The sequence below is a fragment of the Brucella thiophenivorans genome (assembly GCF_002252445.1).
Lineage (GTDB): Bacteria > Pseudomonadota > Alphaproteobacteria > Rhizobiales > Rhizobiaceae > Brucella > Brucella thiophenivorans.
Window position 1 is genome coordinate 18,890 of sequence record NZ_NNRJ01000009.1, and the last position, 17,174, is coordinate 36,063.

Consider the following 17,174-nt stretch of genomic DNA (forward strand, 5'->3'; position numbering starts at 1 on the left):
GGCCAGAGGAGTTCCACCATGCTCATTCGCGTTGGATATGAAGTTGCTATTGAAGTCACGCAGCCGACAGCTGTTTACACCTATTTGAAGGTTCATCCTGAAAATCAGAAAGACGTCTTATGGTCGACGGTTGATCAGCCTGATGCCTCCACTTTCATTGATATTTACGGCAATGAATGCAGTCGGCTGATCATTGAACCTGGCGATACGGTCTTCAAATATGATGCAATTGTCAAAAATAGTGGAATGCCTGACCCCTTCGATGAAACCGCAGACCAGATTATCCCAAACGATCTTCCGGTCGAATGTTTGCCCTACCTGCTGGGCAGTCGTTATTGCGAAACGGACCGGCTATCACAGGTGGCATGGAACCGTTTCGGACATTATTCTCGTGGAGCGGACCGAGTGCGCGCGATTTGCGACTTCGTGAACGCCCATTTGAATTTTTCTTATGGCTATGCAAGGTCAACCCGAACAGCCCTCGAAGCATATAGTGAACGCGTGGGCGTATGTCGCGACTTTGCTCACCTGGCGATTACGTTCTGCAGGGCGCTTAACATTCCCGCCCGTTATGTGAATGGCTTTATGGGTGATATTGGCGTGCCCGCTGATCCATCACCGATGGATTATAACGCATGGCTTGAAGTCTATCTGGGTGGACGGTGGTTCACCGTCGATGCAAGGCACAATCAACCACGCATAGGTCGGATTGTTGTCGCGCGCGGCAGAGACGCTAGCGATATTCCCCTATTCTCAACCTTCGGGCCGCATCAACTCAATAGATTTGAAGTCTGGACGCAGGAGCATGAAGGTACTTACCCGATTAGCCGTGCACAGCCACGCAACCCACGCCCTGTCTCGGCCCGCTATGGACCGGCAGGACGTTCTCCGCACGATCTCGGCGTTAGCCCTTACGTGAATAGTTTATTCTAAAGCATAGTCGGCACTTCGTCACACGAGAATCGATAAGATTGTGCTTAAAGAACCAGGAGTTAGAGCACCCCCAGCAAAAAGTTCGCAGCGGTTCAGCACGGGATAATGAATAAAGACAAATAGCTAATGCATGTACATCGTTACGAGTAGGTTCAACACTCTATACAAGATAAAACTTAAAAAAGCGCCTGTTCTGGCGCTTTTTTTGTTGTAGTATATAGCGTATATTCAAGCATAAAACCTGCTTTACATCGTCGTCTCGTGATGATCACCAAGATCGGGTTTACCACCGCTAATTGCAGCAAAAAGCATTTTACTGGCAGCTACAAAACGACCCGGGCCATCCCAGAATTCAGCTTTAATCGGACGCACCGTAATAATTCGAATACGTGGATCTTCCGGCTTATCCCAGAACGCCGCAGAAAACTGGTTCCAAAGGTCTTTTACCTTCACAGGATCATAAGTGATCGTCGCAGAACCCTTTATAAAAAGATAGTCATTGGCACTTTCATTTGAAAACGTCAGTTCAACGGTCAGATCGTCTTTAATCTCATTGACCTTTTCCGTAGCAGCTTCGGTCAAAAAATAAATCGCGCCCTCCTCTTTTCTGACAATTGCAGACATTGGAAATTGCTGATTTCCGGTTCGAAAAAAGCAAACATGGCACCCTTCAGCAATTTCCCAAGCGCGGTCTTGGTGATCTGCGGACATTATTGTTTCTCCTCAGTTAAACTCACTGACAATAAACGGCTGGCGTCCGCCATCGTTCCACCAAAACTCTGATAATCACTAATTCAATTGTCAGTAGACCTTCAAAACTTACACCTCATTCATTGACGAACAAAACAAGAACATGTAGATTGAATTATGGCTCTCATGACCTTACAAACGAAACTGGCGATTTTGTCGGATGCCGCAAAATATGATGCCTCCTGTGCGTCGAGCGGCGGTGAAAAACGCAACTCCTTAAAAGGCGGCATTGGATCGTCGGGAGGCAGCGGCATATGCCACGCTTATGCGCCCGATGGACGTTGCATATCCTTGCTCAAGATTCTGATGACCAATTTTTGCATGTTTGATTGCGCTTATTGCATCAATCGAGTGTCCAGCAACGTGCAACGCGCAAGATTTTCAGTTGAAGAAATCGTTTCATTAACGCTTGATTTCTATCGGCGAAACTATATCGAAGGCCTATTCCTTTCATCCGGCATTATCCGTTCTCCCGATCAGACCATGTCAGAAATGGCGCAGGTTGCCCGAACCTTGCGAGCGGATCACGGTTTTCAAGGCTATATTCACCTCAAGACTATTCCAGACGCAGCGCCTGAACTTATTCGGGAAGCAGGTCTTTATGCGGATCGTTTATCAATCAATGTGGAGCTTCCGCAGGACCAGAGTGTACGGAAATTTGCACCCGAAAAACGGCCGGAAACTATTCGGGCAACGATGGCGCAAGTCCGCCTCGAAGGTGAAGCAGCCTCGGAAAAGACCTTGAAGGGTAAAAAGCCACCCAAATTTGCACCCGCCGGTCAGAGTACGCAAATGATCATCGGAGCGGATGGCAGCAACGACGCGACGATTTTGAACACTGCTGTGCGTCTCTACACCGGCTATAAGTTACGACGGGTCTATTATTCTGCCTTCAGTCCCATTCCGGATGCAGCCAAAGCGCTGCCGCTTATTAAGCCCCCGCTTGAGCGCGAACACCGACTTTATCAGGCAGATTGGCTGATGCGGTTCTATGGCTATGATGCGCAGGAAATAACCGCTGGCTCAAAAGACGGTTTTCTCGATCTCGATATTGATCCCAAGCTTTCTTGGGCCTTGAAAAATCGTGGCATCTTTCCGCTCGACGTCAACAAAGCTTCTCGCGAAATGCTGTTACGCGTGCCCGGGTTTGGAGTACGCACAGTGGACAGAATCCTACTTGCGCGACGTCAACAGCGTCTGCGGTTTGACGATCTTATGCGCATGGGTGCGCTCACGCGCACAGCAAGGCCCTTTATTATGTTGCCCGATTGGACGCCCCGTGCACTCACGGACAGCGCGAATTTACGAGATCGTTTTGCACCGCCACCCAAACAACTGAGTTTGCTTTAAACCCCATGAAAATGCCTTCGTGTTAGGTGATTCTGCTATGTCTTTTTCTGTCGGCCTTGCCGAAACAGGCACATTCGATGCCTGGAGGCAGGCAGCCAAAAGCGCCATATCACATCATATCGAGCCGCAGCATATTAACTGGGCCGCGCAAAATTCGTTGTTTATTGAACAGCCATTGCCTGACGCTTGCGATAAGACCGCAATTTCCACACCAAAAGCTTTCCTTGATTTGGCGCATAGTATCGTCTGGCATTCCGATCCTGAACGGTTTTATTTGCTCTATGAAGCTTTGTGGCGGATTGTTCATCGCGATGGCAACCCACTTTCTCCCGTCGATGCGTTGGGTATTCGCCTCAGCCGTATGGCAAAAAACGTTCGACGCGATCTGCATAAAATGCATGCATTTTTGCGATTTCGAGAAGTTGAACCGCTCACAGAACGCAGACGCTTTGCGGCTTGGTTTGAACCGGACCACAACATTGTCGAACCTGCATCGAGCTTCTTTGTGGCTCGATTTTCGGACATGGACTGGTCTATCCTGACGCCACAACGCTCAGTCAATTTCGAAAATGGGAAACTATCATTTCAGCCGGGGGCAGAGCGGCCAAACCTTTCGTCCGATGCCACTGAGGCGCTTTGGGCGACCTATTTCACCCATATCTTCAACCCCGCGCGAACCAATGCGCGCGCTATGCTTTCGGAGATGCCAAAAAAATACTGGAAAAACCTTCCAGAAACCAACCTGATACCGGAGATGCTGAAAAATGCAGAAGCGCGTGTCGGCGAGATGCGTGAAGCTCAGGCAAGTACGCCTCGAAAAGGCGCGGCACGCATCTCCGAGCGCTATCGTGTTCAGTTTGAAACATTATCTGACAATGTGGAGGTGTTGGATGATCTTCAAAAGGCCATCCGCCAATGCACGCGTTGTAACCTGTGTGAACATGCAACGCAGGCCGTTTGTGGCGCAGGAGCGGAGAAGGCCGATCTTATGATCGTCGGCGAGCAGCCGGGCGATCAAGAGGATTTAAACGGCCAACCGTTTGTCGGACCAGCTGGCCAATTGCTGCGCCGCCTTATGCATCAGGCTCATATTGCGCATGAACATGTCTGGTTGACCAATGCCGTCAAGCATTTCAAATTCATGCCGCGCGGAAAAAGACGCCTGCATCAGACCCCCAACCGCGATGAAATAAATCATTGTCGCTGGTGGCTTCGTCAGGAGATAACCTTGATCAAACCACGCGTAATTCTTGCTTTGGGCGCATCGGCAGCTTTTGCATTGACCGAGATAAACAAACCACTTTCTGAACGTCGAGGCCGCACCGAAACGACTTATGATGGCACAATTATAAAATTTTCCTGGCATCCCGCCTATATTTTGCGCGTACCAGACAAACAGCGTCATATCTCAGCCGAACAAGAATTGCTGGCCGACTTAGTGGAATCTTTTCATCTTACGAAAGCAGACGCTTTGCATATGCCCCAGCGGTTTGTCTCTGGGGCATAGTGTTTTCAAGTTTTAGCTTTGGATGTAAACGACGTGCGTTACGGTAAACTCGTATAGGCCGTGCTTGCCATCGGCACCACCGATACCCGACTTGCGGCGACCTGCATGAAAGCCCTGCATTGCTTCGAAATTTTCACGGTTAATGTAGGTTTCACCAAACTTCAATTCCCGTGAAGCCTGCATGGCAGCAGAAAGATCACGCGTATAGACTGACGATGTCAGGCCGTAATCGGAATCATTCGACAATGCGATTGCTTCATCCAGACTATCTACGATCTGCACTGGCAGAACAGGGCCGAAAGTCTCCTCGCGCATAATGTCCATATCAGCCGTAGCGCCGGTAATCAGCGTCGGCTCATAATGGAAGCCTGAAGCGCGGTCGGCTACCTTGCCGCCAAGTACGACTGTTGCGCCCTGCGCGCGAGCCTTATCGACAGCTTGAGCGACCTTGTCCAGTCCTGCCTGATTGACCAGTGGACCCATATGAAGATCGTCTTCGACAGACGGATCGCCATAACGGGTGGTTTCAAACAGAGCCTGCAGTTTTGCAACGAACTCATCATGCACAGGGCGTTCGACATAAACGCGCTCCGCACAATTACAGACCTGACCCGTATTGATAACGCGGGAGTCGTAGATCGCTTTGGCTGCCAGATCGAGATCAGCATCTTTAAGCACGATTGCCGGTGCCTTGCCGCCCAGTTCGAGATTGACCTTGGTGAGGTTTTTGCCCGCGAGCTGCATAATATGCGAACCCGTACCAACACTGCCTGTGAAGGTGATTAGATCAATGCCGGGATGAGAAGCAAGCGCTTCACCAGCGACGCGGCCACGACCACCCACAAGGTTGAACACGCCCTTTGGCAGATCCGTTTCGGCCAGAAGCTCCGCGAAAACATAGGCGTTGAGCGGTGTTTCTTCACTTGGCTTGATAACAATCGTATTGCCGGTCAACAGCGCAGGCGCCATTTTGCGAGCAATCAGGAAGAATGGGAAGTTCCACGGCAGGATACCAGCAACCACACCAAGCGGCTTGCGCAGAAGCAGCATGGTTTCATTTGGGCGGTCGCTGGTCAGGACTTCGCCTTCAATCCGGCGTGCCCATTCAGCCATGTAGTCAATGTAATCAGCGGTAAAATCGACCTCGACCTGTGCAAGACCGCGAACCTTACCCTGTTCCTTAACGATAATATCGGCAAGCTCAACACGATGTTCGCGTAGCTTGGCGCTAATCTTACGCAGATAATTGGCACGTTCGATCGGCGGAAGCTTTTCCCAAGCCCCTTGCGCAGCGCGCGCAGCCTTAACCGCAGCATCGACTTCATCTGCGCCTGTTTCTGGAATACGACCGAGCAAAGCACCAGTTGCGGGATTGGTAACGTCAATCAACTCGCTACCAGCATGCACGAATGCTCCGTTAATATAATTGCGATAGTCGTGCGGCGTGTCAGAAAATGCCTGCGATTGCGTACGTGTGCTCATGCCTGTTCCTCCTTGAGCGATAATCAATCAGTTCTTAACCCTAAACATGTCAGTGGCTTTTATCAGTATTCCCCTCCGCATAGCGTGGACGCAAGCGACTGATGTCGAAGACTTTTCTATCAACACTTGTCCGATCACCGGTGATCAGATCGGCCATCAGTTGCCCCGCACCCGGACCAATACCAAAGCCGTGCCCTGAAAAGCCGGATGCAATATGGAAACCAGGAATGTGATGGATCGGGCTGATGATCGGAATTGCACCCGGTGTGGCATCAATCACGCCGGACCATTCGTTCAGCACGCGTGCCTTCGCAAAGCCGGGAAAGCGCCGCGTCATGTTACGCAATGCTTTGCGCGTGAAACCAGAGTTCGCGGGCGGATCCATGACGCGGCATTGTTCAAAAATGGTCTTTTCGTTGAGCTGCCATTTGCGTTTCGTTGCAAGCTCCCGAAAAAAACTTGAGTTAAAGCGCAGGCTCAGTTCACGCCATGTGGTGAGATAGGTCGGCGCAAATTCTGTGAAAAGCCGCAGATGATCAGGTGTTATGGGGGCAAGGTTGAGATTGCGCACCGCAATGGTGAAGCTGCCATCGAGGCGCTTGCGATAAGCAAAATCCCCCGCCCCCACAGGCATGTCGGTCATGCCTTCAACACCATCGACATGTGCGACCGGGCCTATGACTTTGAGTTGCGGGAAGTCGATACCCATATTGCCCGCAAACAAGCGCGACCAGATACCACCGGCCAGCACCACAGCCTGACAGTGGATCTCACCGCGTTCCGTCACGACTGAACTGACACGTCCGGCAGTGGTTTCGATACCACGCACCGCGCAGCCGGTCACAATATGTGCACCCTTTTCGCGGGCAGCCTCCGCCATAGCTGGCACAGCTATCCACGGCTCGGCGCGTCCATCTGAGCCAGTGTGCAAAACGCCCAGAAGACTGCCGTTATTTCCCGGAATTTTTTCAGCAATTTCGCTAGGCGTAAGCATCCGGGCATCGACGCCGTGGCGCTTGCCGATCTCTGCCCATGCAAGCCAGTCTTGAAGCTCGCGCTTTGTATAAGATAGGTAGCTGATACCAGTAGGGCGCCAGCCGGTTTCGCGATTAATGCGAGCATTCATCTTGGACCAGAGTTCAACAGAATGCATACAAAGAGGCAATTCGCGCTCATCGCGTCCCATCTGACGCGTCCAGCCCCAATTGCGCGAGGATTGCTCGCCAGCAATGACGCCTTTTTCGCAAACAGCGACCGATATTCCCCGTTCGGCAAGTTCAAGTGCAGTGGAAATGCCAACAATGCCGCCGCCGATAATGACCACGTCGACAGCTTTCGGCAGCGTATCCTCGCCCTTGAATGGTGCGACCGGAATAGAAAGCGGCTTCATTTATAGAACTCACTTTGATAATATAAGCAGCAATTTTGGTTGAAGATTTATCGACCCGGACGGTCTATAAAATCGCGCAACCGATACCAGCCAGTAAAGAGTGGCAAGAACCACGGCTTTTCCGAATAAAGAGGAATAGCCATGAATTTCTCGCGATCAAAGGCAGATGGCATGTTCTGCTGGCCGAGAATTTTCCGCGCAACCTGATAGCCAAGATAGGTCATCAGAGCGACGCCATTGCCGTTGCAACCAACCGCAAAATGCGCGCCATCGCGTTCACCAATATGCGCAATCTTATCGGCAGTCATAGCAACGCTCCCCACCCAGGAATGTGTTATTTTAACGCCGGAAAGTTCAGGCCATATCGCCAGCATCCGTGCGTAGATGCGCTTTGCTGCCTGTTTTTCGCTCATCTCAAACACACCGGGGCGCGATCCAAACAGGATACGTGTGCCATCTGGCGATACGCGCGTATAAATAAGATCACGCCTGGTATCGGACACCATCCGGCCATTCGGGATCAATCGCGCAAGCAGATCGGCTGGCAATGGCTCGGTTGCAATCTGATAACTTTTGACTGGAACCAAACGTCGGGCCAGTTCAGGCGAAGCATCCTTGCCGGTATAACCATTGGTGGCATAAATGACATTCGTCGCGCGAATAGAACCGCGAGCAGTCGGCACAATTTTTTCACCATTGCCACTTTCTTCAACACGCCCTGCACGCGCATGGGAACGAAGCTGGACACCGGCAGCTTTTGCGCGTTCACGCAATGATTTATGGAACATGGCAGGATGCAAACCACCATAATCATCCACCAGCATGCCACCGTGATAATAATCCGACCCAATCACTGAACGTTGCTCTGCGCGCAAAATGTGATGAACTGTAACGCTTGTCTTCTCGTTGAGAAGCGTTCCATGCCGCTTGAGAATGTCGTAATCTCGGGCTGTGTAAGCGCCGAAGAAGCGTCCGGTCAGCGTCAGGGACGCATCCAGATTTTCACTGTCGATCAGTGTCTTAAGATAATCGAAGCTCTCATTGCTTTCGCCGATCAGGCGCGACACAAGTGCCGGATCAATTCCGTTGATAGCGCCACCAACCACTAGCTTTTGTCCACTGGAAACCATGCCGCCGGAACGCGTGGAACAACCAGCACCCAGTTGCTCACTGTCGAGCACGACAACCGATCGCCCCGCACGGGCAAGATGTGTGGCTGCATTCAGCCCGGCATAGCCAGACCCAACGACAACAACATCAACACGCGTGGGCAGCGGATCAAGGTTGGTTTCGGGCTGCGCAGCCTCCCACCAATAAGGTGTTTCCTTGAAATTCTCGGCATAAATATTGTCGTAACGGGACATGGAACATCGGGCCTGAGGGCTCGTCCTTCTTGGAATGAAACAGTGCCAAAAGCGAAGCCGTCAACACCGTGAGAAGAGGTCGCAGCGTAGTGAATGCTTGATGCTAGATTAGAGGACTTGCCCCAAGAACTCGCGTGTGCGGGGGTCCTGCGGGTTATCGAAAATCTGCGCAGGAGGTCCACTTTCAACAATCATGCCATGATCGGTGAAGCAGACGCGGTGTGAGACTTCGCGGGCAAACTTCATCTCGTGGGTGACGAGAATGCACGTCAGCCCATCTTCCACCAGTTCACGAATTGTCAGAAGAACGTCTTTCACGGTTTCAGGATCAAGCGCGGCGGTCACTTCGTCGAACAGGATGACTTCCGGCTGCATGGCAAGTGCGCGCGCAATCGCCACACGCTGCTGCTGACCACCGGAAAGCTGGCCGGGATAGCTGTCAGCCTTGTTTGAAAGGCGGACTTTATCCAACAGTTTACGCGCACGCTTCTCGACTTCAGCACGATCATGACCCAGCACCTGAATGGGCGCCATCATAATATTTTCCAGCGCTGTTTTATGCGGAAACAGGTTGTATTGCTGAAACACCATTGCGACTTCGTGACGAAGCGGACGCATGGCTTTTTCGGTCTTCATCTCATGAACCTGATAGGGTCCGACACGAATGGACCCGTGATCGATCGGGATCAGACCGTTGATACAGCGCAGGATCGTCGACTTACCGGAACCCGAAGGCCCGATGATACATACGGCCTCGCCTTTTTTGACCGACAGATCAATGCCTTTGAGAACTTCGAAACTGCCGAAGGATTTGCGGACATTTTTGATTTCAATGAGGGGGGCAGATTGGTTCATAGATTATCTCCCTTGACTGCACGTTCCAGACGGCGGGCAAACACCGCGATCGGATAGCAGTAGGCAAAGAACAGGAAGAGCACGGTCAAGTAGAAGTAGACGAGCGCACGCTCGCTCTCCATGGCAATGGACGTGTTCAGAATGGTCAGAACGTCCTGAATGCCGGTCACCGTCGCAAGCGAAGTGGCGATCATCAACAGCGCATAAAGGTTCATCCAGCCGGGGATCATGCGTCGAAACGCTTGCGGCAGGATCACGTAGCGATAGATCTGGGTGGGTGTATACCCGAGGGATCGCGCCGCTTCCCATTGACCGGTATGGATCGACTGCACCGCACCGCGAATGACTTCCGAGAAATTTGCAGCTGTCGGCAACGCCAAACCGATGACTGCTTTCATGAATGTTGGAAACGGGATGACAAAGCCCAGAACGCGCATTTCAAACGGGATGATGTAGAGCATCGCAAACAGCAACACCAACCAAGGTGAGTTGCGAAGGAAGTTCATCACGAGCAAAGCCGGAACACGCACAGCGGCACTTTTAGCCATTGTGGACAGGCCCATAATGGTTCCCAATGCTGTTGCCAGTGCCATTGCTGCAATCGACAGCAGTATGTTGAGCGCAAACCCACCCGTTATGGGCCATCCCGAACCGGAGCCGGTCAAAAGCAACGGCAGTCGTACACCAACCCTGCGCCACTGATCGGCACCACCGGAAAGCGCATCAATGGCGATCCACGTTGCGATGGCAAGGGCGATGAAGAGAAGGACTGCCTTCTTCTTGTTATCGTAGGTCAAAAGATTATTCATCATCAGCCCGCCTTGCCATAACCAGGGAAAGCCATCCATGCTTCCAACTCCGCCATGCCATAGGTCAATATGGACACAAGGGTCACATAGATCAGCAATACCAACAGCATAACTTCCAGTGTACGGAAATTATCGTTGTAGATTTGACCTGCATAATACATCAGCTCAGGAACAGTAATGACCGACGCCTGAGACGTTGTTTTGAAAAGATTACTCAAGATGTTCGTCAGCGCAGGAAGGCAAATGCGTGTTGCGATTGGCGCTTCAACCCGCCAAAAACGTGACCAGCGGCTATAGCCAAGCGAACGTGCAGCTTCGATAATCGAACGCGGCATTGTATCAATGCCCGAACGGAACGCCTCGATTGCCAAAGCGCCGCCAAACAGACTTAGTGAAATGGCAGCACACGCAAATGCGCTCAACAGCGGAACGGAAAGTCCCGTTACTGGATCAACAACCTTCAAACCTAAAGTTGATAGGGTAAAATACGCAAACAGCATTTGCAGCAGTGGCGGCGTGTTGCGAAACACTTCCACGAAAAGCTCTATCAGCGCATCGAGCCAATAAACGCGCAGTGTCAGACCAAGCGCACCCAACATACCAATCAGCACCGCAGCGAAGGAGGAAATCGCTGCGAGCTGAATAGTATTGAGAACACCAATCACCAACCAATGCTGGTAGGTCGGATCACCGAGCCATGAATAATCAAGACCGAACAAAAGTGTCTCTCCGTCTTGACGTCAGTTATTTGCAGCAGCGGCAGCTTTCGCTCGCTCTGCAATGTAGTCGGAAGCAGGCATGTTGAATTCCTTCTCCCATTCAATGAGCTTGCCTTCGGCTTCAGCTTTGTGGATCGCTTTATCAACGACTTCTTTGAAAGCCACGTCGCCTTCGCGAATGCCACCGCCCATTGGCGCGAACTCGTAAGGCTGAACAGCGATCTTGTAGCCGGCCCAATCCGCCTCACGCAGCTTCATGCGAAGCGTGATGTCGTCAAAAACGAAACCGATGCAGCGATTATCCTTGAGCGCGCGATAGGCTTCCGGTGGGTTTTTGAAAGCAACCAGTTTCATGCCGAAGTCTTCGGTCATCTTCTTGTTGAAGTATGATCCCTGAATTCCGCAAACAGGCTGACCTTTGAATTGGTCCCATTTGTCCAGCTTGGCTTCTTGCGCCATCATGATCGACGGTCCGCCTGCCGATACGTACTGCGTGGTAAAATCGATGACGCGGTCACGTTCAGGCGAAATGCCAAGCGTCGCAAACACCACATCGACGCGACCAGCGGACAGAAACTCAATACGATTCGCCGCAACAACTGGCACGAGCTCAATCTTGTCTTCTGAGCCAAGCAATTCTTTGGCGACGTATTTCGCCAGCTCGATTTCAAAACCGACAATTTCACCCTTATCATTGAGATAACCGTAAGGTGCGTAATCGTTTTTGACGCCAACAACGAGTTTGTCACGCTCTTTGATGGTTGAAAGTGTATCAGCCATGGCGCTTTGCGCAGACAGCACGGCACAGACGGCAACCGTCGAGAAAGCAAGTTTCTTAATCATTGAAGTTCCCTTTTTCAGAATGCTCAGAATCCACCAGAATGAAGCCGCCATTTATTTAATCATTTTCCCGGACAGCTCATTTTTCAGCATTGAACACCGATAATTCTCACTATACAAGTTATCTGGCCATAGTTTTTCATAATGTGAGAATTGATGATTCAAAATCCCAAAACTTCTCCAACCGGCGGCACGCAACTTTTGGATCGTGCCGTGCAATTGCTTGATCTGGTCGCCGACGGCGGCAATGAAGGACTAACGCTAAAAAAACTGACGGAATTATCTGGCCTCAACAACGCTACTTGCCACCGCATACTGAATACGCTTGTCGGCCATAAACTTCTTGCCCGAGACGATAAGAAGCGCTGCTATCGCTTGGGAGCGCGCATGTCGATTTACGGTGCTCGCGCTGCACGCGGACCCGGACTTATCAGCCGTTGTGAAATTGCCCTTACCCGATTGCGTCGCCGAACCGGAGACACCGTGCACCTTATGGCACGGTTCAACCATGATTCAGTCTGCCTTGACCGCCGCGACGGAGAATGTGTGGTTCCCACTTTAACGGGAATGATCGGCGGGTCTGTGCCGCTGGGCGTTGGTCCCGGATCAATAGCTATGCTGTCCTATCTCGATCAGGACGAACAGGATTTCATCATTCGCGCGAATGTCGAACGCTACTCAAACTACAGGGGTTTGAGTGTAGACAGGATTCATGAGCTGATAGGACAAACGCGCGAGCGCGGATATGCGGTGGATGACGAAGAACTAATAAAAGGAATCGTGGGCGTAGCCGTTCCCATTTTTACCGACGGCGTTACTGCCGGAGCATCCATAGGTTTTACGATACTGGGTGCAAAACTCGCACCAAATTCTTTAAGTGAATACGCTCGTTTATTAAAAGATGAAGTGACCGCCATTTTGGATCAGTAATTTTCTTAGAGCGCATCCCGAAAAGTGTGCAGCCTTTTGGAATGCCATGCCCGTAAAAATAAAGGAATTAGAGCGGCTTCTCCGGATGCGGGGATGCATCATATGCGCCCCAGATTGATTGGTCGAAATTAACGATTGCGCCTGTCATTAAGCCAGACTCTTCTGACGCCAGAAAGGCAATCGCGCGGGCAACTTCGGCGGGATCAATCAGGCGCCCAAATGGCTGATTTTTTACGGCTTCATCCAGCCAATTGGCTGGCGCACCATGAAATTCGCGCTGGATACGGTCTTCCCCATCCGATGCCATCCAACCGATATTAAGGCTGTTGACGCGAATGCGATTGCGCAACACCGAATAAGCCACGTTACGGGTCAGCGTGTCGAGTGCACCCTTGGACGCGCAATAGGCTGCAATGAATGGCTGTCCGCCCATGGAAGACATTGATGAAATGTTGACAATAGCCCCTTCAATCTTGTCGCGCCTGAATAGCTTGACGGCCTCCTGAATAAGAAAAAACGGTGCACGTGTATTGACTGCAAAAAGCCGGTCAAACAGTTCAGGCGATGTATTAAGAATATCACCACGATCTGTCAGTCCGGCGGCATTGACGAGAACGTCGATCCGCCCAAAACTCTGATCCGCTTCCGCGATTACCTTGCGGCAATCTTCGACTTTTTCGAGATCAGCTTGAACGAAAACTGCTTTCGTACCCAGCTTCTCCAACGCATCTACCTGCGTTTCTCCCTTCTCAACTGAACGCCCGCAGATCACGATGCCCAGCCCACCACGCTCTGCAAAAAGCCGCGCTGTGGCCGCACCAAGCCCCTGGGTGCCGCCCGTGATGACCGCAACCTTGCCTTTGAATTGCCCGCTCATTCCCAGCTCCAGATTCAAATTAAACCCGCCCGCCAAGCGCCGACGACAGATCAGCCAGTTCCTGACCACCCGCCATAAGGCTTTGCAGCTCATCCATGTCCACATCGCTTCTCGTGCGCGTACCGAGCGTGGCCCCACGATTAAGCACGGTGAATTTATCGCCCACGGCATGAGCATGTCGCACATTGTGGGTGATAAAGATCACACCAAGCCCACGCTCCCGCACGAGATTGATATATTTGAGCACCATAGCCGTTTGCCGCACGCCGAGTGCCGATGTCGGTTCATCAAGGATCAGCACTTTCGCGCCAAAATAGACGGCACGTGCAATGGCCACACATTGTCGCTCACCGCCGGAAAGCGTACCCACCGCCTGCTGCGGGTCGCGAACATCAATGCCGATTTTCTTCATTTCCTCACGCGTGACGTCTTCAGCAAATTGTGTGTCGAACCATTTAACCGGCCCGATACCCTTTGTCGGCTCCCGTCCGAGAAAAAAATTCCGCATGACCGACATCAGCGGGATCATCGCAAGATCCTGATAAACCGTCGCAATCCCATGATCCAGCGCATCGCGCGGACTGTTAAAAACGACCTGTTTGCCTTCGACAAAAAACTCGCCACTTGTCGGCTTATGTACGCCAGAAAGCGTTTTAATCAGCGTCGATTTACCGGCACCGTTATCGCCAAGCAGACAATGCACCTGCCCCGGCTCTACGATAAGCGAAACACCGTTGAGTGCAATAACCGGCCCAAAGTGTTTGACAAGATTACGAACTTCAATGATCGGAGTTGTCATCGTTCATACTCCCTATCAGCGCAGTTTCAGGAAAAGTCGCAGCCGGTTTTCCTGAAACTGCGTGAATGATAAAACCTATCGCTCGCCAGTGGCGCGCTTGCGAATGAAATTATTGAAAAGCACAGCAATCAGCAGCATTCCGCCGAGGAATACCAGATACCAGTCCTGATCAATCGTCGTGTAGGTCAGACCAATGAGCACCATGCCGAAAATGATCGAGCCAAAAAAAGCGCCAATGGCAGAACCATAACCGCCGGTCAGCAGGCAACCACCGATGACAGCTGCAATGATCGCCTCGAACTCTTTTTGAAAACCGCGTCTTGCATCGGTCGATCCCGCATCCAGCACAGTGAGAATTGCAACAAGCGCCGCGGCCATCGCCGTGCACATGAACAGAATTGTCTTCACACGCCGAACCGGCACACCGGAATTGCGTGCTGCAAGCGCGTCACCGCCCGACGCAAAAATCCAGTTACCAAAGCGAGTACGCACGAGAACATAAGTTGCAAGAAGGGCAATCCCCACAAACCACAGCACTTCGACCGGAACACCTGTCACGCTCGGCTGGCCATTAGGAAACTTTGCAATCAGGTCTTTTTCCGCAAGCCAGGCGAACAACCCTTGAAAAGCATCGCCCGAAAACAATCCCGCAATATAGCTGGTACCTACAGCTTCCTTCACGCCGCGCAGCTGCGTTGCGCCACCTGTTGCCCATTTAAGACCGACAAGCGAAAGCCCGCGCAGAATAAACAAAAACGCCAACGTTACGATAAAGGATGGCAAGCCGGTTTTAAGCACAATCTGCGCATTAACCGCACCCACAAGGGCGGCAAAAAACAGCGTCAGGACAATCGCAACAATTAGCGGCACCTGAAAGACAACAAGGGCTGCGGCGAATATCAGCCCCGCAAAGGCTATCATTGAGCCGATCGAAAGATCGAACTCGCCACCAATCATAAGGAGCGCAGCAGCGATGGCCAGAATGCCAAGCTGAGAAGCTGGCGCCATAAAATTCATGATACCGGCAGCGGTGAACATTGCCGGATTGGCCGTGGAAAGGAAGAAAATCGTAATCAGCACGAGACCAGACACCGCGCCCAATTCGGGACGGCTAAGCATACGTTGCAATGGGCTGGCATTCTTCAGCCGTTCATCCTGTTTTGCAGCGGCAATCGCCGGGTCATTTGTGGCTGCCTGAGCGGGCTGCTCTGATGAAGTTGGCTCACTCATGCTTTCCTCCTGCAAGCGCATCGATAAAAAATACGCATTAAAACAATTCTCTAGAGCACCATATTGATTCAACTTGAGAGATACGCGCTCGAGATTAAGCGCCACCAAGGGCGCGAGCTTATGGGTATTATTACCCATTCCCGCCCATTTTCATGGGCGGGTGAGGCATTTAAAGAATTATGCTTTACTAGCGGATACCCTTCGCAGACAACTCAACCACCTGCTTGGCCTTATCCTTCGTGATCAGGTTTGGACCGGAAGGCACGTTACCACCCGGCATCAAACCATATTTCGCATTCAGTGCAAGGAACGCCACCGGAAGATAGCCCTGCAGGAACTGCTGCTGGTCAATCGCAAAATCCGCTTTTCCATTTTCGACGGCTTCAAGAAAGCCTGCCGACATGTCGAAAGTGGCTACGTGAATACCTTCGCGACCGCTTTCCGAAGCCGCCTTCACTGCTGGTTCGCCAGCAAGCGTCGCATTCAGTGTCAGGATTGTATCGAGAGTGGTGTCGGATGCGAGTGCAGCACGAACCTTGGATTCATTTTCAGTAGGATCAGCTGAGGTTGGTAGAACAGTCACATCGCCGAAACCTTCCTTGAAACCCGCGCATCGCTGATCAAGCGAAACGTTACCGACCTCCTGATTGACGCAGATGCCTTTTTTGCCCCCAGCTTTTTTGAGCGCTTCACCCGCGACTTTGCCGGCATCAAACTCATCCTGACCGACATGCAGAAGCGCACCAAGTTTCTTAGATGCATCCGAACCCGCATTCATTGAAATGACCGGAATGCCTGCTGCAACTGCCCGCTCAATCGATGGCCCAAGCGCATCTGCATCGGGGATAGAGACGACTATCCCCTGCGGATTCTGGTTAATTGCAGCATCAATAAGCTGCGCCATCTGCACCATATCGAAGGTTTCAGGCGCACGGTAATCAACCTTTGCACCTGTATCTTTGGCGGCTTCAGCCACGCCATTTTTCACAACCGACCAGAACGGATCGGATGCCTGACCGTGGCTTACAACCACAATGCTGACGTCCTGTGCCTGTGCTGCGAACGACCCAGCCATCAATGCAACGCCAGCAACAGCCGACTTCAAAAGAGATTTCATCTGCACTCCTCCCTGCCCGGCACTCCCCGCCGGTTTGTTAATTTGTCTACACCTCAATCAGAGCTCATTCCGGGGCTGCCTCCACGCATTTTATCCCTGCAATTTCGCTCTGGCCTTTACTGCTTAATGGAATGAAACATTCATTAGAAATTTCTCGTGGAATTATAATTCCATTTCTGTTAGCTCATGTCAATCACATAAGCTACAGTTGAAACACGTCCG

General features: G+C 51.6%; 16 protein-coding genes. 4 read left to right on the forward strand and 12 right to left on the reverse strand.

Annotated features, from left to right (window positions below):
* Positions 1 to 18: 18 nt before the first annotated feature.
* Entirely contained in the window at positions 19 to 933 is a 915-nt protein-coding gene (locus CEV31_RS01710; protein WP_094505181.1) for a transglutaminase-like domain-containing protein, read from the forward strand.
* 246 nt (positions 934 to 1,179) lie between these two features.
* Here the strand turns inward: CEV31_RS01710 and CEV31_RS01715 are convergent, their stop codons facing one another.
* On the reverse strand, positions 1,180 to 1,644 hold the full coding sequence (locus tag CEV31_RS01715) for a pyridoxamine 5'-phosphate oxidase family protein (protein WP_094505182.1): 465 nt from the start codon (positions 1,642 to 1,644) through the stop codon (positions 1,180 to 1,182).
* A gap of 165 nt (positions 1,645 to 1,809) precedes the next feature.
* Here CEV31_RS01715 and CEV31_RS01720 point away from each other — a divergent pair, with 165 nt between their 5' ends.
* Both CEV31_RS01720 and CEV31_RS01725 read left to right on the forward strand, forming a co-directional pair.
* Positions 1,810 to 3,033: a putative DNA modification/repair radical SAM protein gene (locus CEV31_RS01720; protein WP_169717298.1), complete on the forward strand. Its 1,224-nt coding sequence runs from the start codon at positions 1,810 to 1,812 to the stop codon at positions 3,031 to 3,033.
* A 37-nt stretch (positions 3,034 to 3,070) separates the two neighbouring features.
* Positions 3,071 to 4,540 carry a UdgX family uracil-DNA binding protein gene (locus CEV31_RS01725; protein WP_094505184.1) on the forward strand — a complete coding sequence of 490 codons (1,470 nt, stop codon included), beginning with the start codon at positions 3,071 to 3,073 and terminating at the stop codon, positions 4,538 to 4,540.
* A gap of 12 nt (positions 4,541 to 4,552) precedes the next feature.
* Here the strand turns inward: CEV31_RS01725 and aldA are convergent, their stop codons facing one another.
* The 7 genes from aldA to CEV31_RS01760 form a co-directional block, all read right to left on the reverse strand.
* Positions 4,553 to 6,022, reverse strand: a complete 1,470-nt coding sequence (aldA, locus tag CEV31_RS01730; protein ID WP_094505185.1) for an aldehyde dehydrogenase — start codon at positions 6,020 to 6,022, stop codon at positions 4,553 to 4,555.
* A gap of 49 nt (positions 6,023 to 6,071) precedes the next feature.
* Positions 6,072 to 7,412 carry an NAD(P)/FAD-dependent oxidoreductase gene (locus CEV31_RS01735; protein ID WP_094505186.1) on the reverse strand — a complete coding sequence of 447 codons (1,341 nt, stop codon included), beginning with the start codon at positions 7,410 to 7,412 and terminating at the stop codon, positions 6,072 to 6,074.
* Positions 7,413 to 7,459: 47 nt separating this feature from the next.
* Entirely contained in the window at positions 7,460 to 8,776 is a 1,317-nt protein-coding gene (locus CEV31_RS01740; RefSeq protein WP_094505187.1) for an NAD(P)/FAD-dependent oxidoreductase, read from the reverse strand.
* Positions 8,777 to 8,884: 108 nt separating this feature from the next.
* The gene (locus CEV31_RS01745) at positions 8,885 to 9,631 is read right to left on the reverse strand and encodes an amino acid ABC transporter ATP-binding protein (protein ID WP_094505188.1); all 747 of its coding nucleotides are present in this window, start codon (positions 9,629 to 9,631) and stop codon (positions 8,885 to 8,887) included.
* On the reverse strand, positions 9,628 to 10,443 hold the full coding sequence (locus tag CEV31_RS01750; RefSeq protein WP_235818017.1) for an amino acid ABC transporter permease: 816 nt from the start codon (positions 10,441 to 10,443) through the stop codon (positions 9,628 to 9,630). The genes CEV31_RS01745 and CEV31_RS01750 overlap by 4 nt, the downstream gene beginning before the upstream one ends.
* Positions 10,443 to 11,159: an amino acid ABC transporter permease gene (locus CEV31_RS01755; protein ID WP_094505189.1), complete on the reverse strand. Its 717-nt coding sequence runs from the start codon at positions 11,157 to 11,159 to the stop codon at positions 10,443 to 10,445. Before CEV31_RS01755 ends, CEV31_RS01750 begins: the two co-directional genes overlap by 1 nt.
* A 21-nt stretch (positions 11,160 to 11,180) precedes the next feature.
* Positions 11,181 to 12,002 (reverse strand): transporter substrate-binding domain-containing protein, encoded by an 822-nt coding sequence (locus tag CEV31_RS01760; protein ID WP_235818018.1) that lies wholly within the window; start codon positions 12,000 to 12,002, stop codon positions 11,181 to 11,183.
* A gap of 153 nt (positions 12,003 to 12,155) precedes the next feature.
* Here CEV31_RS01760 and CEV31_RS01765 point away from each other — a divergent pair, with 153 nt between their 5' ends.
* Complete coding sequence (locus CEV31_RS01765; RefSeq protein ID WP_094505190.1) at positions 12,156 to 12,929, forward strand: IclR family transcriptional regulator; 774 nt, start codon at positions 12,156 to 12,158, stop codon at positions 12,927 to 12,929.
* Positions 12,930 to 12,996: 67 nt separating this feature from the next.
* Here the strand turns inward: CEV31_RS01765 and CEV31_RS01770 are convergent, their stop codons facing one another.
* From CEV31_RS01770 to CEV31_RS01785, 4 genes are all read right to left on the reverse strand, one after another.
* Complete coding sequence (locus CEV31_RS01770; protein WP_094505191.1) at positions 12,997 to 13,806, reverse strand: SDR family oxidoreductase; 810 nt, start codon at positions 13,804 to 13,806, stop codon at positions 12,997 to 12,999.
* 19 nt (positions 13,807 to 13,825) lie between these two features.
* Positions 13,826 to 14,605 (reverse strand): ATP-binding cassette domain-containing protein, encoded by a 780-nt coding sequence (locus tag CEV31_RS01775; RefSeq protein WP_094505192.1) that lies wholly within the window; start codon positions 14,603 to 14,605, stop codon positions 13,826 to 13,828.
* 75 nt (positions 14,606 to 14,680) lie between these two features.
* Positions 14,681 to 15,835, reverse strand: a complete 1,155-nt coding sequence (locus CEV31_RS01780) for an ABC transporter permease (protein WP_094505288.1) — start codon at positions 15,833 to 15,835, stop codon at positions 14,681 to 14,683.
* Between the two features lie 187 nt (positions 15,836 to 16,022).
* Positions 16,023 to 16,952 (reverse strand): sugar ABC transporter substrate-binding protein, encoded by a 930-nt coding sequence (locus CEV31_RS01785; RefSeq protein ID WP_094505289.1) that lies wholly within the window; start codon positions 16,950 to 16,952, stop codon positions 16,023 to 16,025.
* Between the last annotated feature and the right edge of the window lie 222 nt (positions 16,953 to 17,174).